Genomic DNA, 26,937 nt, shown 5'->3' with positions numbered 1-26,937 from the left:
CTGGCCGTTTCGGATGGTCGGCAACGGTGGTAGAGGGACAGGAATGCAAGGCTTCAGGCAGTTTTTCCGCTCAGCTTCCCTTCACTACGCCTTGCGGGTGGTCGCGGCGTATTTCGTGATTGCCGCGCTGTGGCTGGGTTTGCTGGATCATCTGGTGGCCTGGTCGCAGGTCAGCCCGGCATTGCGCGCGGAGATCCTGCGCTGGCAGGGCTGGGCCTTTGTGCTGTTCAGCGCAGTTTGTCTGTTTCTGGCGCTGTGGTGGAGTCGCGGGCGGGTGGAGCATCGTCTGGAACAGTTGCGGGCCAGCGAATTGCGTTTCCGCTCTCTGTTTGAACGTCTGCCCGCCATCGCGGTACAAGGCTACGCCGCGAATCATGAGGTGATTTTCTGGAATGCGGCCAGTGAGCGTCTGTATGGTTATCGCGCCGAGGAGGCGCGCGGACGCTTGCTCGAAGAGCTGATCGTGCCGGTGGAGTGGCGTGAGGCGGTGCGCAAGCAGATTACAGACTGGTTGGAGAAGGGGCAGGCCATTCCGCCGGGCGAACTGCTGTTGATGCGCAAGGATGGTTCGCGGGTGCCGGTTTATTCAAGCCATGTGCTGATCGAGAATGTTCGTGGCGAGCAGGAAATGTACTGTCTGGACGTTGATCTTTCGGCGCTCAAGCAGGCTGAGGCCAAGGTCCGTTTGTCCGAGGCCGTATTCAACGACTCAGCAGAAGGCATCCTGGTTACCGATGCGGATAACCGGATCGTGTCGGCCAACGATGCTTTCTGCCGCATCAGTGGTTACAGTCCAGAAGAGGTGGTGGGGCAGACGCCCAATATGTTTAGCTCCGGCCGCCACGACTATGGTTTCTACGCATCAATGTGGCGCAACTTGCTGGAGAAGGGGCGCTGGCACGGCGAAATCCTCAACCGCAAGAAGAATGGTGATGTTTATCCGGCCTGGCTGGCGATCAGCGCGGTGGAGGATGAAGAAGGCAGCATCTCGCATTTTGTGGCCATCCTGTCCGACTTCTCCGAACGCCGTGCTTTCGAGGAGCGCCTTGAGTTCGTCGCCAATCATGACGCGCTGACCGGTTTGCCTAATCGCGTGTTGCTGCGCGACCGCGCCGAACGTGCGCTGATGCTGGCCGCTCGCGATGGTTTCAGCTTGGCCATGGTGGTGCTGGATCTGGACCACTTCAAGATCGTTAACGATTCGCTCGGGCATGCCAGCGGAGATCGCCTGCTGCTGGCCGTGGTTGATCGTCTTCAGTCCTGTCTGGCCGAGGCCGACACCTTCTGTCGGCAAGGGGGGGACGAATTCATTCTGCTGATTCCTGCGGATGCCGGGCGTGAGCAGTTGGGTAGCAAATTGCAGCACATGCTGGCGAGTCTGGCCCAGCCGTTCGATATCGAGGGGCATTCCTTGATCATCACGGCTTCGATGGGCGTGGCACAGTTCCCGGATGATGCGCACAGCGTCGATGAATTGCTGCTCAAGGCCGAAACCGCGATGTATCACGCCAAGCAGGCTGGCCGGAACGCCTACCGTTTCTTCTCCGAGCAGATGAACGCGGATGCTCACGAGCGGTTGGCCCTGCAATCGCGTTTGAGTCAGGCTGTTGAGCGTGGCGAGTTGCTGTTGCATTACCAGCCTCAGATTGATCTGCGTACGCGGCGCATCATCGGTGCCGAAGCACTGGTGCGCTGGCGTGATCGTGAGCTTGGCTTGGTCTCTCCAGCCAAATTCATCCCGGTCGCGGAAGAGAGCGGACTCATCATTCCGATCGGTGAGTGGGTGCTGCGCGAAGCTTGTCGTCAGGTGCAACTCTGGCGCGAGCAGGGGTTGCCGGAGTTATTGATCGCCGTAAACATGTCTGCCTTGCAGTTCAAACGCAGCGATCCGGTTGAAACCGTACGCCAGATTCTGGAAGAGACCGGGCTGCCCGGTCACTGTCTGGAGCTTGAACTGACGGAGTCAATCCTGATTGACGACGCCAACCTGATTCTCGAAACACTCCGGCGTCTCAAGGCGTTGGGGGTACAACTGGCGATCGACGATTTCGGTACTGGCTATTCAAGCCTGGCCTATCTCAAGCGCTTCCCGATCGACAAATTGAAGATCGATCAGTCCTTCGTCAGAGATATCGTTGATGATGCCGACGAGGCCGCCATCGTGCACACGATCATTCAGCTAGGTCGCAACCTCAAGATGCGTACCCTGGCTGAAGGGGTGGAAACCGAGTCGCAGCTGGCCTTCCTGCGCGTCGAGGGCTGTCGTGAGGCGCAGGGTTATCTGTTCAGTAAGCCCTTACCGGCAGATGACTTTCTTGCCTTGTTCAGACAGGGGCGCGCACTGGCGGGGGGCTCAATTCAGTCAGTGCCAAGCGCAGTGCCAGTGCAATGAAAAACACGCCGCTGAATCCTTGTAGCCAGTTATGCAAGCGTGGATGAGCGTGCAGCAGGCGTCCTAGGCTGCCCGCGCTCAGCGCAATCATGCTAAAGACAGCGCCTGCAGCTAGCGTGAAGATCAGGCCGAATATGGCGATCTGAGTGGCACTGCTCCAGTTGCCGGGGCGTACGAACTGCGGCAGGAAAGCAAGGAAGAAGAGTGCAACCTTCGGGTTGATCGCGTTGGCGATCAGGCCTCGCCTGAAGTGCGCCAGGAAAGTTGTTTCGCTCTGCGCAGTACTGGTCAGGGCGCTGCTCTTGGTGCATTGGCGCAGGCTTTGCAAGCCGATCCAGCCCAGATAGGCGGCGCCGAGTCCCTGCAGCAGTTGCAAGGCTAGTGGCGAGGTTGCGAGCAGGGCCGTAATGCCCAGTACGGCTAGCAGGGTGTGGTTCAGACAGCCCGCCGCACAACCTAATGCAAACCCGAGGCTGGCGCGGCGGCCGGTGGACAAACCCAGCGCCAGCACACCCAGGTTGTCTGGCCCGGGCGTGGCGGCGATCAGCAGGGCCGTGGGTACAAACAGCAGTAATTGCCCTGCGTCCATCCCCATGATTTTTACTTGCTGGCCAGGTAGCGGCTGTTCGGATAGTTCTGGCGCAGGACGCGTTCAGTGTCCAGGCGCAGAGTTTCAAGTTGTAGCTCACGATAGCTCTGGATCATCAGGCCCAGCGCATCTTCAACCGACTTCGAAGTGGAGTAGGTTTTCACCACGGCTTGCGCCCGATTGGCTGCAGCCAGCGGTGCCCGACGTTGCAGGTAGTAGCGGGCTGCATTCAACTCATGGGTGGCCAGCGCTTCAAGCAGGATGTTCATGCGCAGGTGAGCATCTGCGGCATAACGGCTGTCTGGAAAGCGCTGATAGAGCTGCTTGAAGGTTTCAAACGCGTTCTGTACGCCTTTCTTGTCCCGCTCCGAGAGTGGTTGCTGGGGCAGGAAGGGAAGCCATTCATCGCGTTTGGTGTTCTCGTAAGCGAGGCCCTTCAGATAGTAGGCGTAGTCAACATTCGGATGATTCGGGTGAAGCCGGCTGAAACGCTCGGCGGCACCAATCACGGCATCCATTTCGCCCATCTTGTAGTGCGCATAGGCGGTATCGAGCTGCGCTTGCTGGGCGTGACGACCGTATGGGAAGCGGGCTTCGAGCTGCTCGTAAGCCGTGATGGCAGATTCGTAAGAACCGGCATCCAGAAACTCCTTGGCCTCGGCATACGCAGACTGCGGGTCTTTCGCAGTGGAACCCGGCTTGGGTGCGGTTGCACAGGCGGTGAGCAAGCACAGCAGAGCGACTGCCGGTAAACTACTGAGGGTGAACTTGAACATTCCGACACCATCCGAAAGCAATGCTGCTGATTATAGCGGAAGCCCTGCGGCCGACTGCCGCATTCTGCATGTGCCGGCCGAACTGGCTGGGCAGCGGCTCGACGCTGCACTCGCGCAGCTCATCAGCGAATACTCGCGCAGTCGCCTGCAGAGCTGGATTCGCGATGGTCTGGTAAGTTGCGAAGGGCGTTTGCTGGCGGACCCCAAAATGCGCCTGAATGGTGGTGAAAGCCTGCGAGTTGAGCTGGCCCCGCCGCCCGAGGCGCTCGCTGATGTGCCGGAAGATATTCCGCTGGACGTGATCTTCGAAGACGAGCACATCCTCGTTCTGAACAAGCCAGCCGGCCTCGTGGTACATCCGGGCAGTGGCAACTGGAGTGGAACCCTGCTCAACGCGCTGCTGGCACATGCCCCAGCATTGGCCGAGGTCCCACGAGCCGGCATCGTTCATCGTCTTGATAAAGATACCTCTGGCTTGATGGTGGTGGCCAAGACTTTGGCGGCGCAGACTGATCTGGTGCGCCAGTTGCAGGCGCGCACCGTAAAGCGGCACTACGCGGCCGTTGTGATGGGTACCCCACCGGCACGTGGCACTGTGGATGAGCCGATTGACCGGCATCCCGTGCAGCGCACGCGCATGGCCGTGGTGCCGGGCGGGCGCGAAGCGCGCACACATTTCCGGGTGATCGAGAAACTGCAGGGTGCGTGTTGGGTGGAATGTGTGCTGGATACCGGACGTACTCACCAGATCCGGGTCCACATGGCGCATCTGGGGCACCCGCTGGTGGGGGACCCCGTCTATGGCGGGCGTAAGATTCTGGCGCCAGCATCGGGCTTCAAACGCCAGGCGCTGCATGCTTTCCAGCTTGGCTTGCGGCATCCGGCCAGTGGTCAGGAAATGCTCTGGCAGGTACCCCTTGCAGATGATCTGCAGACACTGATTGCCGCCCTAAGAACTGCCTCCTGATCTGTTTTCCGGGTGATCGCCCTTGCCGCTGGCAGGGCTGGTCTCGTTCCTGCTTTGTGTTTCGCGCTTGCGGCGCAATCTTGCGGGGGTGCCGATGAGCCATAGCAGCAGGCAAAGTGGCAGCAGACCCCAGAAGAAAAAGCTCAGCAAACCAGCGATCCAAGAGGCTTGGCTGATGGCAATCAGGCTGGCTGTAAACAGCCATGCAATGGCGACGATGTACATTGGGGCAGCGCCTTGACGTGCGGTTTTGTGCAGGGCAACAATGCCTCGCAAGCCCCTATTGTCGCGGCAGCCCGGCCCGTGCTGCAATCTGTTTGAGGCTGTTTCGCTGAACCGCAACCCCGTTTCCAGGAGAGAGTTTCAATGATGACCCCCGAGCAGTCACGTGCAGCCGTAGAGGGCTGGATGCGCGCCAGTCAGGATTTCATGCAGGGCTTCATGCAGCAGGTGAGCCAGGTTCAGGCGTCTCAGCCGGGTTTGCCGCCTTTTGCGGCCTTGCCTGCATTGCCCGGTCTGGAAAACGAGAAAATGGCCGCGCTCCACCGTGAGCACGCGGAATTGCACGCGAAGCTGTGGAGCTCGCTGGCTCAGCGCAAACCCGGTGATGAAAGTGAGCCGATCATGGCTCCGCCGCCTGGCGATCGTCGTTTCAATGCGCCGGAGTGGAGTAGCAGCCCCCTGCACGACTACATGCGTCAGGCCTATCTGATCAATGCCCGCTTTCTCAATGAGGTGGCTGAAAATCTCCCGATCACTGACAAGCTAGCGCGCAGCAAGCTGCAGTTCGTGATGCGCCAGTATGTGGATGCGATGGCGCCTTCGAACTTTGCAGCCACCAATCCTGAAGTCGTTCAGAAGGCACTCGACACAAAGGGTGAAAGCCTGACTCAGGGCCTGCTGAATCTTATTGCGGATGTGGAAAAAGGCCGCATCTCGATGACCGACGACTCCGCTTTCGAAGTTGGCGGCAATCTGGCCACTACCGAGGGCGCGGTGATCTTCGAGAACGAGTTGATGCAGCTGATCCAGTACGCGCCGTTGACCGAAAAGGTCTGCAAACGCCCCTTGCTGATCGTGCCGCCCTGCATCAACAAGTACTACATCCTAGATCTGCAACCGGAGAACTCCTTCGTGCGCTATGCGGTGGAGCAAGGGCTGACGGTTTTCCTGGTTTCGTGGCGAAATCCCAAGGCTGAGCAGAATCATCTGGGTTGGGACGACTATCTAGGTGAGGGTGTGCTGCGCGCACTGGAGGTAGTGCGTGCGGTAAGCAAACAGGATAAACCCAATGTCATGGGTTTTTGCATTGGTGGCACCTTGTTGGCTTCAGCCTTGGCGGTGGCGTATGCGCGCGGGGAAGACCCGGTCGAAAGCGTGACTTTCCTGACGTCCATGCTCGATTTTGCCGACACCGGCGAGATCGCCTGTTATATCGACGAGACTTCAGTAGCGTCGAGCGAAGCCACCATAGGCAAGGGCGGCCTGATGGCCGGCAAGGAGCTCTCGCGCGTCTTCTCCAGCCTGCGTCCGAACGACCTGATCTGGAATTACGTGGTCGATAACTACCTCAAGGGCAACAAGCCACCAGCCTTTGATCTCCTCTACTGGAATTCGGACAGCACCAATCTGCCCGGCCCGTTTGCCGCCTATTACCTTCGCAACACTTATCTCGAAAACAATTTGCGCGTGCCGGGCAAGCTCACCATGTTGGGCGAAGCGGTTGATCTGGGGCGGATCTCCTGCCCGGCCTATTTCCTTGCCACTCGCGAGGATCACATCGTGCCCTGGCAGACGTCCTATCTCGGGCGCCGCTTGTTGGGCGGGGAGTCCACCTTCGTGCTGGGCGCCAGCGGCCATATCGCGGGGGTCATCAATCCTGCCGCCAAGAACAAACGCAGCTTCTGGACCAATGTAGCACCCGCCTCCACCAGTGGTGACTGGATGGACAGTGCTACCGAGCACCGCGGCAGTTGGTGGCCGCACTGGGTTGATTGGCTCAAGACGCGCAGCGGTGAACTCGTTGCGGCCCGCGGCAAGCTTGGCGCCAAGGATTACAAGGTATTGGAGGCCGCCCCCGGCCGTTACGTGAAAGAACGTGCCTGACCTGACAGAGAAGTGGCAGCAAGCGGCTGGCGCCACTGCCCGGAAGCGCCCGCCTTGATAACGACCGGGTATGCCTGATGACAAAAGGAGAACTGAATGCCTCACGTAGCACTGATCACCGGCGGTATGGGCGGCTTGGGTGAAGCCATCTGCATGAAGATGGCGGCCCTCGGCTACCGGGTGGTGACCACCTACTCCCCCAACAACACCTCGGCAGAAGAGTGGCTGACCAAGATGCATCACTTGGGCTATGGCTTTATCGGAGTGCCCTGCGATGTCACCGATTTCGATTCCTGCAAGGCTTGTGTGGCCCAGGTGGAGAAGGAGGTCGGTCTGGTTGATGTGTTGGTCAACAACGCCGGCATTACGCGCGACATGACCTTCAAGAAAATGACCAAGTCGGACTGGGATGCTGTGCTGCACACCAACCTGGATTCAGTTTTCAACATGACCAAGCAGGTCATGGACGGCATGATGGCCCGCAAGTGGGGGCGCGTGATCAACGTGTCTTCGGTCAACGGCCAGAAAGGCGCTTTCGGCCAGACCAACTACTCCGCAGCCAAGGCCGGCATGCATGGATTCACCAAGGCACTGGCGCTCGAAGTGGCCAAGCACGGCGTGACGGTGAATACCATTTCGCCGGGCTACATCGGCACCAAGATGGTGACGGCGATTCCCAATGAAATTCTTGAGTCCAAGATTCTGCCGCAGATTCCGGTGACTCGTCTGGGAAAGCCGGAAGAGGTCGCAGGGCTGGTGGCCTATCTGGCCTCTGATGAAGCGGCTTTCCTGACCGGAGCCAACATTTCGATCAACGGTGGTCAGCACATGTATTGATGTCGTGCCGCGGCGGCTGCCACGGTGCAATGGAGTTGGGGCGCGAATTCCTCGCGCCTCCCTGGCTTTCAACTAGAGAGGTGAATGCAAATGGCTAAGAACGTGGCTCTGGTAACCGGTGGCATGGGTGGTCTGGGAACAGCAATCTGCAAATCGCTGGCAAATGATGGCTGGAAAGTGGTCGCCAACTGTCTGCCAGCTTTTCCACCTGCCGCTGAGTGGGTCGCCAAGTGCAAATCCGAAGGCTATGACTTCCAGATCGCAGAGGCTGATGTAACTGACTACGATCAGTGCGCCGCGATGATCAAGAAGATCGAAGCCGAGATCGGCCAGATCGATGTATTGGTCAACAACGCCGGTATCACCCGCGATGCCATGTTCCGCAAGATGGACAAGGGCCAGTGGGATGCCGTGATGTCCACCAATCTAGATTCAGTGTTCAATGTGACCCATCCCTTGCTGCCGCTGATGGCCGAGCGTGGTTTCGGGCGTGTGGTCAATATCTCATCTGTGAATGGCGTAAAGGGGCAGTTTGGTCAGGCCAACTACTCCGCCGCCAAGGCTGGCATCCTCGGCATTACCAAGGCGCTGGCGCAGGAGGTGGCCAAGAAGGGCGTGACGGTGAATGCGATTGCCCCGGGCTACATCGGTACCGAGATGGTTATGGCCATCAAGGAAGAAGTACGCGAACAGATCGTTGCCACGATCCCGGTGGGGCGCCTTGGCCGCCCGGATGAAATCGGTGATCTGTGTGCCTACCTGGCTTCCGACAAAGCCGGTTTCATCACCGGCGCGACGATCAATATCAACGGCGGCCTGCACATGTGTTGAGCGGTGTGTGGCATTGCGCACAACAACCCCGCAGCTTCAGGCGGGGTTGTTTTTGTGCGCTGCTATAATCCAGCGCAAGGTTCCGGTGCCGGAAGTGGAACCTTCTGCCCATACACATACAAGCAGGGGACAACGCAACATGGCCGAACAGCTTCGACTGATCAAGAAATATCCCAACCGTCGTCTCTACGATACGGCTTCCAGTTGTTACATCACCCTCGCAGATGTGCGCGATCTGGTACTCGGCCAGGAAACCTTTCAGGTTGTGGATGCCAAGTCCGGCGAAGACATTACCCGCAGCATCCTGCTGCAGATCATTCTTGAAGAGGAAAGTGGCGGGGCGCCGATGTTTACCAGCGATCTGCTGGCCCAGATGATCCGTTTCTATGGCAATGCCATGCAGGGTTTCATGGGCCGCTATCTGGAAAACAACATCAAGTCCTTCTCCGACATGCAGGCCAAGCTGCAGGAGCAGACCAAGGGCCTGTATGGTGAAAACAGCCCGATGAGCAAGGATATGTGGACTCAGTTCCTGAATTTCCAGGGTCCGGCCATGCAGAGCATGATGGGGACCTACATGGAGCAGAGCAAGCGCATGTTCTCGCAGATGCAGGAGCAGATCGAGAGCCAGACGCGCAGCATGTTCACCACCTTTCCGTTCCCGGGGAACGAAGCAGACAAGAAATAAACTGCGCAAGCTGTTGCGTACTTGTGACTGCCGGTCTCTGTGAGGAGCCCGGCAGTTTGCGTTTACAGCATTGTCGTTGCGACAGCGTCAGGCATTGGTGCGCACCCACCAGCGCCGCCAGAAGAGGGCCAGGATCAGGCCGGCGCCGGCGACCGCGATCATGATGAGCACTATCAGCCAGCCTTCGTGGTCTTCCAGCAGCGGCAGGTAGTGAAAATTCATGCCGAAGAAGCCTGTCAGCAGGGTGGCGGGAGCGAACAGGGTGGTGATTACGGTGAGCATGCGTACTTCCGCATTCAGCCGGTTGCTGACCGAGGACAGGTGAATGTCCATCAAGCCACCGATCAGTTCGCGCAGTGAATCGAGCTGCTCAATGACGTGCACGGCGTGATCGTAGACATCACGGAAGTACAACTCCGTGTCCTTGTTCAGAACTGCGCCGGGCATCCGCAACAGGCTGCCCAGCACTTCGCGCAAGGGCCACACGGCACGGCGGATTTCGAGGGTTTCTCGCTTGAAATGGTTGATGTCTTCGATCGAGTGCTTGCCGGTCCCGGCGATCAGGCTGTCTTCAAGATCCTCGATATCGTTGGCGAGCGATTCGACGACCACGAAATACTGGTCGACCACAGCATCGATGAGGGCATGCAACAAGGCGTCCGGGCCGCCGCTACGCAAGGAACCGATGCTCTTGCGCAGGCGGTTGCGGATCGGATCGAAGAGGCCGGACGAGCGCTCCTGGAAGCTCAGGACGAAATCCTCACCCACGATCAGGCTGACCTGGTCGGAACAGGCGTCGTGCTGTGTTTCGTCGTAGCGGAAGCTGCGTAGCACTATGAAGGCATAGTGTTCGTAATCGTCGAGCTTGGGGCGCTGGTGGGTATTGGCGATGTCTTCCAGCACCAGCGGGTGCAGATTGAAGCGGCGCCCGATCTCCTCCATCACCGCCGGCTCGTGCACGCCGTGCACGTTGAGCCAGATCCACCTGTTTTCACGCTTCTGCTGGCGGGACTCGTCCAGTGTGGAAAATGAGATTTCGCGCAAGGCGCTGGCGTCGTAGTCGAAGACGCAGAAGCTGGTCTGATCAACCTTGACGTCACCGATATGAACGATACTGCCCGGCGCCAGCCCGATCTTGCTGGCGTAAGGCGTACGACGGCGTCTGGTTTTGCGTTCGCTCTGTTTGTGCATGGCATCATCCGGATTCGGCATTGCACAGTATCATGCACGCCTTGCAGCCCTCTTAGCATCAGGGGTTTTTTGGGAGTTTTCAAGAAGGGTTTGGCAGGCTGGCGGGAAGACTGAGGCGCTGACTTTACTGGGCTGAGTATGCACGCCAAGAGTGAAGCTTAAAAACCCTCGTCTCCAAGGCACTGCATCTTGAATGTAATGGCGTCGCAGCCAAGAGTTGGAACAAGCATGGCCTGAGTTTTGCCTTCGTTCAGCATTGTCTAAAAGCTTGGTTTGACGATCCGCTGGCAAAACAGGCGAGTACATCGACTTTGTGGTGTGGGTGCGGATTGCCGCATGCCCGCCCAGTCGCCAAGGTGAACGGGTTTATTTTCTATCTGGACGTTAACGGAGAACAGAGCATGTCACTGCTTATAGGGGTGCCTCGGGAAGTTTTTGCAGGGGAGAAACGCGTCGCGACTGTTCCAGATGTCGTAGAAAAGCTGATCAAGCTGGGCTTCAGGGTTGTTGTTGAATCAGGCGCCGGTGAGCTGGCGAACTTCAGCGATGATGCCTACCGTGTCGCGGGTGCCGAAATCGCCGGAAGTGCTGCGCAGTTGTGGTCAGAGGCCGATATCGTGTTCAAGGTGCGTGGCCCGAGCGATGCAGAAGTCGAGCTGATGCGCGCAGGCAGCACGCTGATTTCCTTCATCTGGCCGGCGCAGAACCCCGAGCTGATGCAGAAGCTTGCCGCCAAGAAGGTCACCGTACTGGCGATTGATGCTTTGCCGCGCCAACTCTCCCGCGCGCAGAAGATGGATGCGCTGACCTCACAGGCCGGCGTCGCGGGTTATCGTGCAGTCATCGAAGCCGCCAACGGTTTCGGTCGCTTCTTCAATGGTCAGATCACCGCCGCCGGCAAGGTGCCGCCCGCCAAGGTCTTCATCGCCGGTGCCGGCGTGGCCGGTCTGGCCGCCATCGGTACCGCGGCAGGTCTGGGCGCCATCGTGCGCGCCAACGACACACGTGCCGAAGTGGCCGATCAGGTGAAATCGCTCGGTGGTGAGTTCGTCAAGGTCGATTACGAGGAAGAAGGCTCGGGCGGTGGCGGCTACGCCAAAGTCATGTCCGAAGGCTTCCAGCAGGCGCAGCGCGAGATGTATGCCAAGCAGGCGCGTGAAGTCGACATCATCATCACCACTGCGCTGATTCCGGGCAAGCCAGCCCCCAAGCTCATTACTGCCGAGATGGTGCAGTCAATGAAGCCGGGCAGCGTGATCGTCGACATGGCGGCCGAGCAGGGCGGCAACTGTGAGCTGACTGTGCCGGGCGAAGCCGTGGTGCGTCATGGCGTGACCATCATCGGTTACACCGATCTGGTGAGCCGCTTGTCCCGCCAGTCTTCGACGCTGTACGCGACCAACCTGTTCCGCCTGACCGAAGAACTGTGCAAGACCAAGGACGGCCTCATCAACGTCAACTTCGAAGACGACGCCATCCGCGGCCTCACCGTCATCAAGGATGGCGAAATTACCTGGCCGGCGCCCGCACCGAAGATTCCCGCCGCAGCGGCCAAGCCGGCGGCTGCGGTGGCTCCGGTGGCGAAGAAGTCCTCACATGGTCACGGCGAGCCGTCCGAGCCGATGTCGCATCAGAAGATGGCGGTCATGTTCGGTATCGCGGCCGCCCTGTTCTGGATCATTGGCGCCAATGCACCGGCAGCCTTTCTGGGCCACTTCACCGTCTTCGTGCTGGCCTGCTTTGTCGGTTACATGGTGGTGTGGAACGTGAAGCCGGCGCTGCATACGCCGCTGATGAGCGTGACCAATGCGGTCTCCAGCATCATCGCGATTGGCGCCCTGGTGCAGATCGCGCCGCCGCTGACGGCGGATATTTCGCGCCCGGATGAAGTGATCCGCTGGCTCGCCGTGGGTGCCATCGTGCTTGCCACCATCAATATGTTCGGCGGCTTCGCCGTGACCCAGCGCATGCTGGCGATGTTCCGCAAATAAGGAGAATTGAAGAATGTCTGCAAGTCTGGCTACGGTCTCCTACCTCGGAGCAACCATTCTCTTCATCCTGTGTCTGGGCGGCCTGTCCAACCAGGAAACCGCACGTCGCGGCAATCTCTACGGCATGATCGGCATGACCATCGCGGTGCTGGCAACAGTGTTCGGCCCGCGTGTGGCTTCGCTGGGCCTGCCCTGGATCATTGGCGCGATGGCCCTCGGTGGCGTGATCGGGGTTTATCTGGCGCGCGTCGTCAAGATGACGCAAATGCCCGAACTCGTCGCGTTCATGCACAGTCTGGTCGGTCTGGCAGCCTGTCTCGTGGGTTTTGCCAGCTATATCGACACCTCGATTGCCTTCACCGGTGCCGAGAAGGCCATCCACGAGATCGAGATCTATGTTGGCATCCTGATCGGCGCGGTGACCTTCTCGGGGTCGGTGATCGCCTTCGGCAAGCTCTCCGGCAAGGTCGGTGGCAAGCCGCTGCTGCTGCCGGGGCGTCACTTCATCAACCTGATCGGCCTCCTGGTCGTGATCTATTTCGGCTACGCCTTCCTGCATGCCGAAACCGTGGAAGCCGGCATGCTGCCGCTGATCGTGATGACGGTGGTGGCCTTGCTGTTCGGCATCCATATGGTGATGGCCATTGGTGGCGCCGACATGCCTGTTGTGGTGTCGATGCTCAACAGCTACTCGGGTTGGGCGGCTGCGGCCACCGGCTTCATGCTGAGCAACGATCTCTTGATCGTGACCGGCGCGCTGGTGGGCTCCTCCGGAGCGATCCTGTCGTACATCATGTGTTCGGCCATGAACCGCAACTTCATCAGCGTGATCGCGGGTGGTTTCGGTTCCGATGGCGGTTCGCCCGCTCCCAAGGCCGCTGGTGCCAGCGCCGAGCCGGTGGGTGAGGTGAGCCCGATCCTGGCAGGCGAAACGGCTGAACTGCTGCGCGAAGCCAAGAACGTGGTGATCGTGCCGGGCTACGGCATGGCCGTGGCGCAGGCCCAGCACACTGTGTTCGAGATTACTTCGCACCTGCGTGAAAAGGGTGTCAACGTGCGCTTTGCGATTCATCCGGTGGCGGGCCGCATGCCAGGCCACATGAATGTGCTGCTGGCTGAAGCCAAGGTGCCCTACGACATCGTGATGGAAATGGATGAGATCAACGAGGACTTCCCGGAAACCGACGTGGCCATGGTGATTGGCGCCAACGACATCGTGAACCCGGCTGCGCAAGAGGACCCGACGAGCCCGATCGCCGGCATGCCGGTGCTGGAAGTATGGAAAGCCAAGACCAGCATCGTGATGAAGCGTTCGATGGCTTCCGGTTACGCTGGCGTGGATAACCCGCTCTTCTACAAGGACAACAACCGCATGCTGTTCGGTGACGCCAAGAAGATGCTGGATGAAGTTCTGGTTAGCCTGAAGTCCTGATCCGCATCTGCATGACTCACGGAAAGCCGGCCTTGTGCCGGCTTTCTGCTTTTTTTGGGGTATGGAGTGGGTAGCCTTGATGCAGGCGCAGCCGGAGTCTGGGGCGGGCCTCGCGTCGCAGTTCCCGGATTCCGCTGCGCTGCATCCAGGCTATGGTGTTCGAAGGGCCGGCTTTATGCTTTTGGGCGCGCAGCAGGAGCGGTATAGTTCTGCCCTGATTCCACGCTGATCTTCACCGAAAATGACTCTTCGAATCGCCGTCGCCCAGCTCAACTGCACCGTGGGTGATCTGCCCGGTAATGTGGCCCTGATCCGCGAGGCGGCCTTGTCCGCGCGGGCTGCCGGCGCACATCTAGTGCTCACGCCGGAGCTGGCACTATGTGGCTATCCGCCGGAAGACCTGCTGCTGCGCGAAGACTTCTACTTCGCCTGCGAACGCGAGCTGAGTGCCCTGGCCGAAGCTTGTGCCGGAATCGACGTGCTGGTCGGCCATCCGCTGTTTGCAGATGGCGAGGCGTATAACGCAGCCTCCCTGTTGCGCGACGGCAAGGTGTTGACGAGCTACCGCAAGAACCGCCTGCCGAATTACGAAGTGTTCGACGAAGTGCGCTACTTCGCCCCTGGTGAGGACGCCTGCGTGATCGAGGTGCAGGGTGTGAAGGTGGGCATCAACATCTGTGCAGACGTGTGGGAAGCTGGCACCGCAGCTGCCGCCCGGGCCGCTGGCGCCGAAGTGCTGCTGGTGCTCAACGCATCGCCCTACCACATGGAGAAGCAGGCTCAGCGCCACGAGGTGCTGCGCGAGCGGGTGCAGGAGGCTGGCATCGGCGTGCTGTACTGCAACCTGGTCGGCGGGCAGGACGAACTGGTCTTCGACGGTGGCTCCTTCGCGCTGGATGCGAATGGCGCGCTGAGCTATCAGGCGCCGGCCTTCGAGGCGCGCGTGGATATCGTCGACTTCGCGGGTGGCAAGTTCGCGAGCAGTGTGAAGGTGGCACGTGCTTCGGTGGAAGCCGAGGTCTATGCGGCGCTCAAGCTTGGCGTGCGCGACTACATCGGCAAGAACCGTTTCCCGGGCGCGCTGCTGGGTCTCTCCGGCGGCGTGGATTCGGCCCTGACGCTGGCCATTGCGGTGGATGCACTGGGGGCCGACAAGGTGCGCGCGGTGATGATGCCGTCTCCCTACACGGCACAGATGAGTCTCGACGATTCGCGCGAGATGGTGAAACTCCTGGGTGTGCGCTACGACGAACTGGCGATCCAGCCGGCGATGGATACTTTCGAGAGCATGCTGACGCCCTTGTTCGAGGGGCGCGGCGCGGATACCACTGAAGAGAACCTGCAGGCGCGCATCCGTGGCATGAGTCTGATGGCACTGTCCAACAAGTTCGGCAGCATTGTGCTGACCACTGGCAACAAGAGCGAGATGGCGGTGGGCTATGCCACGCTGTATGGCGACATGGCCGGCGGTTTTGCGGTCATCAAGGACATCCTCAAGACCTTCGTCTATCGCCTGTGCGCCTATCGCAACAGCCTGTCATACGTGATTCCGCAGAACATCCTCACCCGCGCGCCCTCGGCCGAGCTCAAACCTGATCAGAAGGATCAGGACTCGCTGCCGCCGTATGAAGTGCTCGACGCGATCATCGAGGCCTACATGGAGCGCAACGAATCGCCACGCGAAATCATCGCCGCTGGTTACAGCGAGCATGACGTGCGCCGGGTGATCGGAATGCTGCGCCGGAACGAGTACAAGCGCCGTCAGGCGCCGGTTGGCATCCGTGTGACCCAGCGCGGCTTCGGGCGCGACTGGCGCTGCCCGATCACCAATCGCTACGCCGACGAGTTCTGAGCCCAGACCCTGGCCAGCTCCTCGCACAGCTTTGAGAGGAGCGGGTTCCAGCTGCCTTCGGCGCTGTCTTTCCAGTGCAGGCGAGCGCTCGGGTAGAGCTCGCTGTGTGGACTGCCGGGCTTGCCCCAACGCCATTCGAGGCCTGGTGCGAGCAGGATGTGCAGCGAGCAGCCCAAGGCGCCTGCGGCGTGCGCCACCGAGGTGTCCACCGCGATGATCAGATCCAGCTCGCAGGCCAGCGCGGCGGTATCGGAGAAGTCCTGCTGCATGTCGCCGAGCGGGATGATGCCGCCGCGGCAGAGCTGGTCCAGTTCGCCCGAGCTGGCGTCATCCTTCTGCAGGCTGAAGAACATGGCCTGTGCGCCGAGCCGGCGCGGTAGTTCGAGGATTTCTTCCGTGGCGATGGAGCGCATGCGGTTGCTGGCATTGCCCGCCGCACCGCGCCAGGCCACGCCGATCTTTTTCTTCTGCCCGGCCCATTCGGCAAGCTGTTTGCGCCAGTGCTGGCGCTTTCCCGCGTCTGCCTGCAGATAGGGGTATTGCCAGGTTCGCAGCGGGTTCTTGTCGTCCAGATGAAGGGGCAGGCTCAGCAGTGGCGACCAGTAGTCGAAGTGCTCGGCCATGGGGGCTTCGGCATGACAGGCTTGCAGTCCCGGCGCGCTGCCCAGCAGGCAGCGCAGGCCGGCGCGGCAGACCAGCTCAACGTGTGCGCCGCTGGCCGCCAGCGGTTCGATGAAGCGGGCGAACTGGATCTGGTCGCCCAGCCCCTGTTCACCCATCAGCAGGATGCGCTTGCCTGCCAGTGCTTCGCCTTGCCAGCGTGGCCATGGATATTCGGTAAAGCGCACGGCGTCATGAGCCAGCAGGCTGCTGTCATGACGGGCTTCGTAATAAGGCCAGGCTTCATCGAAGCGGCCCTGGGCGAGCAGGGTCATGGCCAGGTTGGCACGCGCCCGGGCGGAGCCTTCTATCTCCAGTGCCCGACGGTAGGCGGCTTCGGCGGCCTCGGGCTGATTCTGGTAGAGCCGGGCGTTGCCCACGACCTGCCAGAGGCCGGCTTCCTCCGGCGAGCTGGCGCAGGCCGTCTCGGCTTCCGCGCAGGCCTGCTGCAGGCGTCCTGCGGTCACGAGCTGCTGCAATCGTTCGACCTGCAGGGCAGGGCTGGCTTCCTGTGCCAAGGCCTGACGGTAGTGCATGTCGGCTTCATCGGGCCGGCCAAGCTGAGCCAGCGTACGGGCCAGGTTCAGGCGTGCCGGGCGGAAGCCGGGTTGGTGACTCAGGGCCTGCGTGTAGAAATTGAGGGCTTCCTCGGGCTGGCCGGCGCGCACGCAGATGGCGCCTAGATTGCTGAGTGCTTCGACGCAGTCAGGTTGCTGTTCAAGTACATTTGCATATGCCGCCACTGCGGCTTCGAGATCGCCGCGCTCTTCGGCCTGCACGGCGGCGAGCAGGTCGGCGCGGCTCACAGGCGCGGCCCGCTGCTGCGCTGAGACGGCTTCTCGCCCAGCGCCAGGCTGACCAGCCAGGTCAGCAGGCTATAGACCAGCGCGCCCCACATCGCGGACCAGAAGCCCCCAACCTGGAAACCGCCGACGAGCTCGGAAGCGAGCCAGAACAGCAGGGCGTTGATGACCAGAATGAAGAAGCCCAGCGTCAGTGCGGTAATCGGCAGGGTCAGCACGATCAATATCGGGCGGACCAGCGCATTGAGTAGGCCAATGATGATGGCGGCGATCAGCGCTGCCGTGTAGCTGCTCACATGGATGCTGGAGACGAGCTCGGGAACGAGCATCAGGGCGACGGCGTTCAGCGCCCAGCGCAACAGGGTCATCATTGTTTGGCTCCTTGTGCCTGAGCGCAGGCCTTGCTGGCGGCGAGTGCCGCGGGAGAGGGAGTGGGCGCAGCGAGCCAGTCCTGCATGTGGCTGCGGGTGATGTTGCGCAGCGCGCCGATGAACTCCGGCTCTTCGTTCAGGCAGGGCACGTAGCGGAATTCCCTGCCGCCAGCGTTGAGGAAAGCGGCCTTGCATTCCATGGCGATTTCTTCAAGCGTTTCGAGGCAGTCGGACACGAAGCCGGGGCAAACCACGTCAACAGTCTTCACGCCTTCGCGGGCGAGTTTCTGCAGGCTGGGTTCGGTATAGGGCTGCAGCCATTCGGCGCGACCGAAGCGGGACTGGAAGGTGACGAGGTACTGCTCGGGCTTGAGCGAGAGGTATTCGGCGAGCAGGCGCGCGGTCTTGTGGCACTCGCAGTGGTAGGGGTCGCCGCGGTCCAATGAGAAGCGTGGGGTGCCGTGGAAGCTCATCACGAGCTTGTCCGGCACGCCGTGCTGCTGCCAGTGCGCAGCAATGCGCTGGCCCAGTGCACGGATGTAGTCAGGGTGGTCGTGGAAGCTGCGCACGAAGCGCAGCTCGGGCAGATTGCGGATCTTCATTGCGGCGGCGGCGACCGCGTCGAAGGCGCTGGCGGTGGTGCTGGCGGCATATTGCGGGTAGAGCGGCAGCACCAGGATGCGCGTGCAGCCGCGTGTTTTGAGGCGCATCAGCGCCCCCTCGACATCAGGCTGCCCATAGCGCATGGCCCATTCCACCTGCACATCAGGGTGGCCGGCCTGGAGCAGATAGCCGGCGAGCAGTTTGGCCTGTTTCTCGGTATGTACGCGCAGCGGCGAGCCTTCCTTGCTCCACACCGTGGCGTACTTGGCAGCTGATTTTTTGGGGCGAGTATTCAGGATGATGCCGTTGAGGATCAGCCACCACAGCGCGCGCGGAATTTCGACCACACGCGGGTCGGACAGGAACTGTTTGAGGTAGGGGCGCACTGCCTTGGCAGTCGGCGCGGCCGGAGTGCCGAGATTGATCAGCAGCACGCCGGTACGTGGTGTGCTGCCATGCGTGAATTCAGGCTCTTGCAGAAAGCGGGGCATGGTGATCCTGTGCAATCGATTGCCTTTATGCCGGCAGTTGCCGGAGTTTGGCGTTTTCGAGGGGAGTCAGGTGTTGCTCGACAGGGCGCTGGAAAGCAGTCGTGCTGTGATGTCCACAATCGGGATGACGCGTTCGTAAGCCATGCGCTGCGGGCCGATCACTGCCACGGTGCCGACGACCTGGCCGTCGACCTCGTAAGGCGCGGTGACCACACTGCATTCGTCCAGCGGGCTGATGCCGGATTCGCCGCCAATGAAGAGCTGCACGCCCTCGGCGCGATTGGAAATATCCAGCAACTGCACCAGGCCAGACTTCTGCTCGAACATTCGGAACAGCTCGCGCAGGCGGTTCATGTTGGAGGAAATGTCATCCACTTCCAATAGCTTGCGTTCGCCGGTGATCAGATAGCCCGAGTTCTGTTCCTCCATGGCTTCCTGGCCAACAGTAATGGCGGCCGACATCAGCTCGCTCATGTTCTGCTGCAGCTGCACCAGTTCACCGCGCAGGTGATCGACCATTTCGCCAAAGGCCAGCCCGGCGCAATGGTGGTTCAGGTAATTCGCGGCGGTGACGAGTTCGGAAGCTGTGTAGGCGCGCTGGGTGAACAGGATGCGATTCTGCACATCGCCGCTCATAGCCACGATGATCAGCAGCACGCGGGTGTCCGACAGGCTCACGAACTCGATCTGGCGGATTTTGGTGGCTTCGCGCCGCGGGGCGGCAACGATGCCGGCGAAGCTGGTCAGTTCGGAGAGCAGGCTGGAAGCCGCAGAGAGTACGCGGCGTGGCTCGTCCGGATGGATGTGGTGTTGAAGTTCGCGAACTTCGGTCTGTGCCAGCGGTTTGACGGTAAGCAGGGTGTCCACGAACAGACGATAGCCGCGCGCGGTAGGGATGCGACCGGCCGAGGTGTGCGGGCTGGTGATCAGGCCCAGCTCTTCCAGATCCGACATCACGTTGCGGATCGTAGCGGGCGAGAGTTCCAGCCCAGACTGCTTTGAGAGCACGCGCGAACCTACGGGTTGACCCTCGGCGATATAGCGTTCGACGAGCGTCTTCAGCAGGAGTTGGGCACGTTTGTCTAGCTGGGGCATGGCTGCATTGTAAGGGCTTGGCAGATGCTTTGGGCAGATCTTGCGGCCCGGCCCAAACAGCAGAATTGGGGGGCATTTAGCCGGCTCACATGCCGCTCCAGGCAGGCAAAAACTTGCAAAAATTTGCTAAACCTTTGTTCTGACACGCCGTTACAGAACGCATCGGGCTCCGACTGAAGCGGCTTGCTGCTGACTGGAACCTACAAAACTAGAGAAACGCATTCCCGTCAGGAGTTAGCCATGCCAACCGTTACCGGACTGTCGGCCTCACAGATAGCCGCACTGACCACAACCCAGGTGGCCGCACTCACGACCGCGGATTTCAAGGCGCTTTCCCAAACCCAGATCGGTGCATTCAGCGCAGAGCAGATTGCGGCGATGGAAACCCAGGATCTGGTGACCCTGACCGGGGCCCAGGTTGCTGCGTTCACCCCTTACAACGTAGTGGGTTTCACCAGTGGACAGATTCAGGCGCTGACTCAAACCCAGTTTCAGGGCATGACGGTTGAGCAACTCAGCTCCCTGAGTTCCGATCAGATAGCCGCCATGGAAACGCGTGATCTGGCGGCCTTGTCGGTGACGCAATTGCGCGGGCTGACGGTGGATCAGATTGTCGGGCTCGGTACGAGTCAGATCCGGTCTTTGAGTGCCACACAGGTCGCCGGCTTCTCTGCCGAGCAGATCGGCTCCTTCTCCACCACGCAGATTTCCGCCCTGTCGACGTCGCAAATCAAGGTTTTGACAACAGGGCAGGTGGCTTCTCTGGGGGCTGAACAGGTTGCGGCGCTGACCACGGCTCAGGTGAGGAATCTGACTGTTAGCCAGGTCCAGACCTTGTCCGAAGACCAGCTCAATGCGTTGGAAACCAGTGACTTCAGTGCTTTGACGGCAACCCAGATCCAGGCGCTGAAGACCAATCAGATCAGTGCCCTGTCGGAATCCCAGATTGCGGCTTTGACGACGCAGCAGGCTGCCAGTCTCACCCAGGCACAGATCCAGGTGCTCTCGCCGGAGCAGATTCAGGCCATGAAGACGCAGGACGTTGGCGCACTGGCTGTATCGCAGCTCAGGGGGCTGACAACCGAGCAAATCGAATCCTTGTCGTCGGCCCAAGTGGCGGCAATGACTTCTGGCCAGTTGGCCAGCTTCAGTGCGAATCAGCTCAAAGCGCTCACGACGGCACAGGTGTCAGCCCTTGAAACACAGGATCTGGCCGCGCTGCTTGCAACCCAGATCAGCAGTTTGAAAACGGATCAGCTCGCTGCGCTGAGCACCACACAGATCCAGGCCTTGCAGGCTACCCAGGTTGCCGCATTGAGTTCCGCCCAGGTACGTGCTTTGAGCAGCGCCCAGATCGCGGCGCTGGAAACGCGGGATCTGGCCGCCCTGTCTGCCACGCAGATTGCAAGTCTGACCAATGAGCAGGTGTCTGCCCTCGGCACACAGCAGTTTGCGGCCCTTTCAGGCGCGCAGATCAAGGGGCTGACGAGCAGCCATATCCAGGCGTTGACGACGGGCCAGATCGAAGCACTGAACTCGGTGCAGGTACAGAGTCTGTCTGCGACCCAGGTTTCTGCCATGTCATCCGATCAGATCGTGGCGATGGAAACCCGCGATTTCTCGATGCTGAGCGCTACGCAATTGCGCGGATGGGATGCCGGCCAGGTCGGCACCCTGACCACGAGTCAGATCGTGGCCTTCACGGCCATGCAGATCGCTGGTTTGACCACCTCCCAATTGTCGGGGCTGAGCACGGGGCAGGTCAGTGCGATCGAGACACGTGATCTGGTTGCCCTGACGGCAACGCAGATCCAGAGGCTCTCGACGGATCAGCTGAGCGCTTTGAGTTCGACCCAGATTCAGAGTCTGACCGCCCTTCAGATCAAGGGCCTGGATGCTTCGCAATTTGCGGGCTTCTCAACTGAGCAGATTCAGAGCCTGACGACAGCCCAGTTCAGCAACCTTTCGGCGGCCCAGCTGGGAGGGCTCAATTCGAGTCAGATCGCTGCAATTGAAACAAGCGATCTGCGTTTGTTGTCTGCAACCCAGCTTGCCGGGCTGAATTCTGACCAACTCAGCGCGCTGGGGACGGACCAGCTGGTAGCGTTAAAGACCAATCAGATTCAGGGTTTGACCACTACTCAGCTGGCTGGGCTCACGTCCGATCAGATCGAGTCACTGACGACCGATCAGTTCAGGGCCATGAGTGCCAAGCAGATCAGCTCTTTTTCGACTACCCAGGTCGCAGCTCTGGCGACCGATGATCTGACGTCCTTGACGACCGCACAGTTCAAGGCAATGAGTGCAACCCAGCTGGCCGCATTGACGACCAGCCAGATCACTGGGCTGAATGAAGAGCAGATCAGCGTGCTGAGCTCGGCGCAGCTGGCTGGCCTCGAAACCGCCGATCTTTCGGTCATGAATGCCACGCAGTTGCGGAGCCTGACGACGGCGCAGTTGCGCCAGCTCTCGACTGATCAGGTGGCTTCACTGACCTCAGCTCAGGTCGCAGGTCTTGGTGCCGCTCAGATCAGCGCCTTGAAGACGGATCAGATTGCAGCACTCAACTCCGAGGATCTCTCGGCGATGAGCCGGGTGCAGATCCGCAGCATGACAACTGCGCAGCTGAACGTACTGACGACGGATCAGTTCTCCGGGCTGGACTCTTCCCAGATCACGGCCTTGAGTGCCGCACAGGTGGGCTCACTGCGCACGGATCAGATTCGCGCCATGACGGTGGACGAACTTGGCGCCATGAGCCAGAGCCAGGTGCAGGGTTTTGTCACCTCACAGATCCGCGCAATGACGACCGAGCAGGTCAGCGCCCTGACGAGCGCGCAGATGTCTGCCATGAGTTCGGGTCAGCTTGCCGCACTTGATTCTGCCCAGATCGGGGCCATCGGTACCGGGGATCTGGCTGCCTTGAGCGCCACCAAGGTGCGCGGCTTTACGACAGCTCAGATGCAGGCGCTTACCAGTGACCAGATCACAGCCCTGACGACGGGCCAGATTGCCGGGCTGAGTACGGCTCAGGTTGCCGCGCTTGAGACCGCTGACCTGCAGGCCATGAGTTCGCAGCAGATTGCCGCGCTGACCAATACTCAGGAGCGTGCACTCACCAGCCAACAGGTGGGCGCTTTGACGAGTGACCAGATCGGCTCACTGTCTGCAAGCTGGGTTGCAACGCTCGCAACGAGCCAGATCGCCTCCTTGAGTTCCGAGCAGTTGAACAACCTGACGAGTGCCCAGATTCAGGCGCTCACGACTGGTCAGATCGCAGCCTTGTCGTCCAGCCAGATTACTTCGATGACGACGGAGCAGCTGTCCGCCTTGCGTTCGGCCCAGATGACGGGCTTTGAAACCGGCGATCTTACGAATCTGACCACCGCACAACTGGCCAGCCTGACGACGGCTCAGCTGGGCGGCTTGAGCAGCACCCAGATTGCTGCGCTCAGCACTACCCAGATCGGGCAGCTGAGCACTGATCAGGTACGGGGCTTGAGCAGCGCTCAACTCCAGGCGCTGACCACTACCCAGATGAGCGGGCTGAGTTCTGATCAGCTGGCGGCGCTGACGACTGCCCAGTTTGCAGCGCTCGAAACGGCAGATGTAGCCGCGCTGAGCACCGAACAGCTGGCTAATTTGTCGACTACGCAGGTGAATGCGCTCTCTACTTCCCAGGTGGCAGGACTCCAGACCTCGCAGATTCGCGGCTTGACCTCGGCCCAGGTGGCTGCGCTGAGCACCAGCCAGATCAAGGCATTGACTACGGCCCAGGCCGCTGCCTTGGGCACTGCGCAGACGGCGGGTCTGGGAAGCACCCAGATTGCTGCGATGGAAACCCGTGATCTTGCCGCGCTGAGTTCTGTTCAGCTGGCTGGTTTGACGACAACCCAGGTCGCTGCATTGGGCACCCAGCAGATTGCGTCGCTGACCACCACTGAATTGCAGGGGCTCACCAGTGCCCAGGTTCAGGCACTCGATAGCACCCAGATTCGCGCACTGACGACCGGCCAGATTGCTTCGCTGACGACCAACCAGACCAATGCGCTGACCACAGCCCAGCTGCTGGCCCTAGAGACGGCTGACCTGGCTGCGCTCACCACGACGCAGGTGTCGCAACTCGCAGCAGGGCAGGTGGCTGCCTTGACGACCAGCCAGATCCGCATTCTCTCCTCTGCACAGATCGGAGCGCTGAGTGCCGAGCATATCAATGCCATGTCCACGGATCAGGTGGTGGCGATTGAAACGGCAGACATCGGGGCGCTGAGCAGCACCCAGATCAGGAACTTCAGTGCAGACCAGATTGCCAGCCTGACGAGTGCTCAGGTCGCGGCCTTGAGCACCGATCAGATCCGCTCGGTCGAGGCGGATGATCTGGCTGCGGTGAGCAGCACGCAGATTTCCAGGTTGTCGACGGCCCAGGTGGCTGCCCTGACGACCTTGCAGGTTGTGGGTCTGGAAGAAACCCAGGTTGCTGCTTTGAGCAGCGCCCAGATCCAGGCCATGGGCACCAGCCAGATTGCTGCACTGGAGCTCAATGACCTTGCTGCCATGAGTACCGCGCAGCTTGCCGCATTCTCCACCGCACAGATCGCCGGTTTGACGACGGCCCAGGCGACAGCCTTGACGACAGCCCAGATTGCAGCCCTGAGCAGCGCTCAGGTGCGCGCGCTGGAAACGCGTGATCTGGTCACCCTGAATGCTGATCAGATTGGTGCGCTGGATACCCGGCAGATCGTTGCCTTGAGCAGCACACAGGTTCAAGCGCTGACGGCTGAGCAGTTGGGCGCCTTGAGTTCCGCTCAGGTTGGGGCACTTGAAACCTCTGATCTGGCGCTGCTGAGCACCACACAGATCCGCAATCTCTCGGCTGAGCAGATTGCTGGCCTTACTACGGCCCAGATCCAGTCCCTGAGTACCGATCAGGTCAAGGCGCTGACTGGGGCGCAGATTGCGGCCCTGAGCTCTACCCAACTGGTGGCCATCGAGACCCGTGATCTGGAAGCACTGGGCGTAGGCCAGGTCAGAAGCTTCACCACGGATCAGGTTTCTGGGCTGACCAGTGCCCAGATCCAGGCCTTGAGCACCACTCAGGCCCAGGGCTTGAGGACGGATCAGATTGCCGCACTGACCACTGCACAGGTTCGCGCAATGGAGGTCGCCGATGTGTCGGCCTTCACCACGGCTCAGCTCCAGGCCATTGAAACGGCGGACTTCGCCGCATTGAGCTCGGCACAGGTCCAGGGCCTGAGCACCGCTCAGGTAGAGGCCATGACAACGGCTCAGGCTGGCGCGATGACCGCGACTCAGGTTGGCAGCATGACGACGGCTCAGGTGGCGGCAATGCAGACGGCCGACCTGACACAACTGGGCTCCAGCCAGATCCAGGCGCTGAGCACGGCGCAGGTTGTTGCCTTGGGCACGACACAAGCTGCCGCGCTGCTGACCAGCCAGGTGTCCAGCCTCACAGCGGCCCAGATTGGCGCCATCGAAACCTCCGACCTCGTCGCACTCGATACCAGCCAGTTCCAGGCGTTGAGTTCCGCGCAGATCCAGGCGCTGGGCACTGGCCAGGTGCAGGCCTTGAAGACCACGCAGATCGAGGCGCTGACAACGACCCAGGCCGCCGCGCTTACAACGGCGCAAGTGGCTGCGCTGACCACCACGCAACTGGTGGCCGTGGAGACCAGGGACATCGCGGTATTGGGCGCCGCCCAGATGACCGCGCTGAGCAGTGCGCAGGAAGTGGCGCTGACCAGCGCCCAGGTAGCCGTGCTCTCCAGCGTTCAGATTGGCGCACTGTCCGGCGACTGGGCGGATGCGCTGGGAACCACCCAGCTGGCCGCACTGACCAGCGCTCAGACCCTTGGCATGACCACTGCCCAGATCCAGGTACTGGATTCGGCCCAGATCGTGGCCCTGACGAGTACCCAGGCTCAGGCGCTGACCATCGAGCAGCTCGCCGCCATGAGCAGTGCTCAGGTCGCCGCACTGGCGACGGACGATCTCTCCGTATTGAGTGGCAACCAGATCCAGGCGTTGGGCACGGCTCAGACCCGTGCGCTGACTTCCGCTCAGATCCAGGCGCTGACGACCACCCAGGTCCAGGCGCTCACCGCAGAGCAGCTTGGCGCTTTGAGTTCCGATCAGATCGCAGCCTTCGAAACTTCCGATCTGGCCGCCATGACAACGGCACAGGTGCGCAGCCTCTCCACAGCACAGATTGCCGCGCTGACCACGGCCCAGATCTCCGGGTTGAACACCACGCAGGTCAGTTCGCTGACGGTGGCTCAACTGGGTGCGTTCGAAACCAGCGATCTGCAACAGCTCACTTCCTCGCAGATCCAGGCGCTGACCGCGCTGCAGATCACCAACCTGAGTACTGCACAGACCCAGGTGCTGACTTCGACCCAGATTGCGGCGCTGAACACGAGCCAGATCCAGTCGCTGACGGCAGACCAGCTCGGAGCACTGACCTCGGCGCAGTTTGCCGCGATCGAAACCGGCGATGTGCAGGCCCTGACGGCGATCCAGATCCAGTCTCTGAGCACCACGCAGATCGCGGCACTCACGACCTCCGCCGCTGGCCAGCTCGCGGCACTGACGACCAGCCAGATCCAGTCGCTCACAGCGGCTCAGGTGGGGGCATTGAGTACCGCACAGATCTCTTCGCTGACGACCAGTCAGGTTACTGCGATCGACCCGACGGATCTGGTCTCGCTCACCACCGCCCAGATCGATGCGCTGAGCAACGATCAGGAAACGGCGCTGAATTCCAGCCAGCTCGTGGCGCTGAGCAGCCAGCAGATCGGTGCGCTCTCCACGACGTGGGCTGGCGCTTTGAGCACGACGCAAGTCGCACAGCTCACGGCTACGCAGATCACTGGTCTGACGACTTCTCAACTCGCAGCATTTGGCAACAGCCAGATCCAGGCGATCGAGGTGGTGGATCTCATGCAGATGAGCACGACTCAGATTACCAATCTGGCCGACAGCCAGCTGCAGGCCTTCAGTACTACGCAGATCCAGAACCTGACCGAAGGTCAGATCAGCGCACTGAATACGGATCAGCTGACCGCACTCACTGCATCGCAGGCCGCCGCAGTGACCGAAACCCAGCGCGCCGCCCTGACTACGGCTCAGATATCCGCCCTGGATTCCTGAGTAATGATCTGATTTGGCACCCCGAAACCGGTTTATTCCGGTTTCGGGAGCAGGCCGGGAGGCATTAATCTGCAGGCTACCCGTGAAAGGATGTA

The 26,937-nt window shown here is 60.7% G+C and carries 18 protein-coding genes; 10 read left to right on the top strand and 8 right to left on the bottom strand.

From position 1 onward, the window contains the following. The first annotated feature begins 43 nt into the window (after nt 1–43). The gene (locus HJ583_RS10380; RefSeq protein ID WP_170021834.1) at nt 44–2,392 is read left to right on the top strand and encodes a putative bifunctional diguanylate cyclase/phosphodiesterase; all 2,349 of its coding nucleotides are present in this window, start codon (nt 44–46) and stop codon (nt 2,390–2,392) included. Here HJ583_RS10380 and HJ583_RS10375 read toward each other — a convergent pair. Then, nucleotides 2,325–2,987 carry a LysE family translocator gene (locus HJ583_RS10375; protein ID WP_235943798.1) on the bottom strand — a complete coding sequence of 221 codons (663 nt, stop codon included), beginning with the start codon at nt 2,985–2,987 and terminating at the stop codon, nt 2,325–2,327. The two genes, HJ583_RS10380 and HJ583_RS10375, sit on opposite strands and share 68 nt — an antisense overlap. Nucleotides 2,988–2,992: 5 nt before the next feature. Further along, nucleotides 2,993–3,757, bottom strand: a complete 765-nt coding sequence (locus HJ583_RS10370) for an outer membrane protein assembly factor BamD (RefSeq protein ID WP_101942413.1) — start codon at nt 3,755–3,757, stop codon at nt 2,993–2,995. Between HJ583_RS10370 and rluD the strand changes: the two genes are divergently transcribed. Further along, nucleotides 3,744–4,724 carry a 23S rRNA pseudouridine(1911/1915/1917) synthase RluD gene (gene rluD / locus HJ583_RS10365; RefSeq protein ID WP_408058192.1) on the top strand — a complete coding sequence of 327 codons (981 nt, stop codon included), beginning with the start codon at nt 3,744–3,746 and terminating at the stop codon, nt 4,722–4,724. The genes HJ583_RS10370 and rluD overlap by 14 nt on opposite strands. Here the strand turns inward: rluD and HJ583_RS10360 are convergent. Beyond that, nucleotides 4,707–4,949 (bottom strand): hypothetical protein, encoded by a 243-nt coding sequence (locus HJ583_RS10360; protein WP_101942414.1) that lies wholly within the window; start codon nt 4,947–4,949, stop codon nt 4,707–4,709. The two genes, rluD and HJ583_RS10360, sit on opposite strands and share 18 nt — an antisense overlap. A 144-nt stretch (nt 4,950–5,093) precedes the next feature. Here HJ583_RS10360 and HJ583_RS10355 point away from each other — a divergent pair, with 144 nt between their 5' ends. The 4 genes from HJ583_RS10355 (at nt 5,094) to phaR (ending at nt 9,186) form a co-directional block, all read left to right on the top strand. Beyond that, nucleotides 5,094–6,830 (top strand): PHA/PHB synthase family protein, encoded by a 1,737-nt coding sequence (locus tag HJ583_RS10355; protein ID WP_170022017.1) that lies wholly within the window; start codon nt 5,094–5,096, stop codon nt 6,828–6,830. A 96-nt stretch (nt 6,831–6,926) separates the two neighbouring features. Further along, entirely contained in the window at nt 6,927–7,667 is a 741-nt protein-coding gene (gene phbB / locus HJ583_RS10350) for an acetoacetyl-CoA reductase (RefSeq protein WP_101942415.1), read from the top strand. Nucleotides 7,668–7,757: 90 nt separating this feature from the next. Beyond that, nucleotides 7,758–8,498, top strand: a complete 741-nt coding sequence (phbB, locus tag HJ583_RS10345; RefSeq protein WP_101942770.1) for a beta-ketoacyl-ACP reductase — start codon at nt 7,758–7,760, stop codon at nt 8,496–8,498. A 139-nt stretch (nt 8,499–8,637) separates the two neighbouring features. Next, the gene (gene phaR, locus HJ583_RS10340) at nt 8,638–9,186 is read left to right on the top strand and encodes a polyhydroxyalkanoate synthesis repressor PhaR (protein WP_170021833.1); all 549 of its coding nucleotides are present in this window, start codon (nt 8,638–8,640) and stop codon (nt 9,184–9,186) included. An 87-nt stretch (nt 9,187–9,273) separates the two neighbouring features. Here phaR and corA read toward each other — a convergent pair whose 3' ends face one another. Continuing rightward, nucleotides 9,274–10,377 (bottom strand): magnesium/cobalt transporter CorA, encoded by a 1,104-nt coding sequence (gene corA / locus HJ583_RS10335; RefSeq protein WP_170021832.1) that lies wholly within the window; start codon nt 10,375–10,377, stop codon nt 9,274–9,276. Between the two features lie 401 nt (nt 10,378–10,778). Here corA and HJ583_RS10330 point away from each other — a divergent pair, with 401 nt between their 5' ends. From HJ583_RS10330 to HJ583_RS10320, 3 genes are all read left to right on the top strand, one after another. Continuing rightward, nucleotides 10,779–12,368, top strand: a complete 1,590-nt coding sequence (locus tag HJ583_RS10330) for a Re/Si-specific NAD(P)(+) transhydrogenase subunit alpha (protein ID WP_170021831.1) — start codon at nt 10,779–10,781, stop codon at nt 12,366–12,368. A gap of 13 nt (nt 12,369–12,381) precedes the next feature. Further along, entirely contained in the window at nt 12,382–13,800 is a 1,419-nt protein-coding gene (gene pntB / locus HJ583_RS10325; protein WP_170021830.1) for a Re/Si-specific NAD(P)(+) transhydrogenase subunit beta, read from the top strand. Between the two features lie 241 nt (nt 13,801–14,041). Continuing rightward, on the top strand, nt 14,042–15,652 hold the full coding sequence (locus HJ583_RS10320) for an NAD+ synthase (RefSeq protein ID WP_170021829.1): 1,611 nt from the start codon (nt 14,042–14,044) through the stop codon (nt 15,650–15,652). Here the strand turns inward: HJ583_RS10320 and HJ583_RS10315 are convergent. The 4 genes from HJ583_RS10315 to hrcA all read right to left on the bottom strand — a co-directional run bounded on the left by HJ583_RS10315 (nt 15,634) and on the right by hrcA (nt 19,675). Next, a complete protein-coding gene (locus HJ583_RS10315) occupies nt 15,634–17,118 on the bottom strand; it encodes a tetratricopeptide repeat protein (RefSeq protein WP_170021828.1) in 1,485 nt (494 codons plus the stop codon). The genes HJ583_RS10320 and HJ583_RS10315 overlap by 19 nt on opposite strands. Further along, nucleotides 17,115–17,486 (bottom strand): phage holin family protein, encoded by a 372-nt coding sequence (locus HJ583_RS10310; RefSeq protein ID WP_170021827.1) that lies wholly within the window; start codon nt 17,484–17,486, stop codon nt 17,115–17,117. Before HJ583_RS10310 ends, HJ583_RS10315 begins: the two co-directional genes overlap by 4 nt. After that, nucleotides 17,483–18,580 (bottom strand): ferrochelatase, encoded by a 1,098-nt coding sequence (gene hemH / locus HJ583_RS10305; RefSeq protein WP_170021826.1) that lies wholly within the window; start codon nt 18,578–18,580, stop codon nt 17,483–17,485. The genes HJ583_RS10310 and hemH overlap by 4 nt, the downstream gene beginning before the upstream one ends. A gap of 66 nt (nt 18,581–18,646) precedes the next feature. Beyond that, nucleotides 18,647–19,675 carry a heat-inducible transcriptional repressor HrcA gene (hrcA, locus tag HJ583_RS10300; protein WP_101942423.1) on the bottom strand — a complete coding sequence of 343 codons (1,029 nt, stop codon included), beginning with the start codon at nt 19,673–19,675 and terminating at the stop codon, nt 18,647–18,649. Between the two features lie 240 nt (nt 19,676–19,915). On the opposite strand from hrcA, the gene HJ583_RS10295 reads away from it, so the two are divergent. Then, the gene (locus tag HJ583_RS10295; RefSeq protein WP_170021825.1) at nt 19,916–26,842 is read left to right on the top strand and encodes a beta strand repeat-containing protein; all 6,927 of its coding nucleotides are present in this window, start codon (nt 19,916–19,918) and stop codon (nt 26,840–26,842) included. The last annotated feature ends 95 nt before the right edge of the window (nt 26,843–26,937 follow it).

Origin of the sequence: Uliginosibacterium aquaticum (assembly GCF_012972705.2) — a bacterium.
Taxonomy (GTDB): Bacteria; Pseudomonadota; Gammaproteobacteria; order Burkholderiales; family Rhodocyclaceae; genus Uliginosibacterium; species Uliginosibacterium aquaticum.
The sequence above is the reverse complement of the archived record's forward strand: the minus strand, read 5'-3'. Positions and strand labels throughout refer to the sequence as shown.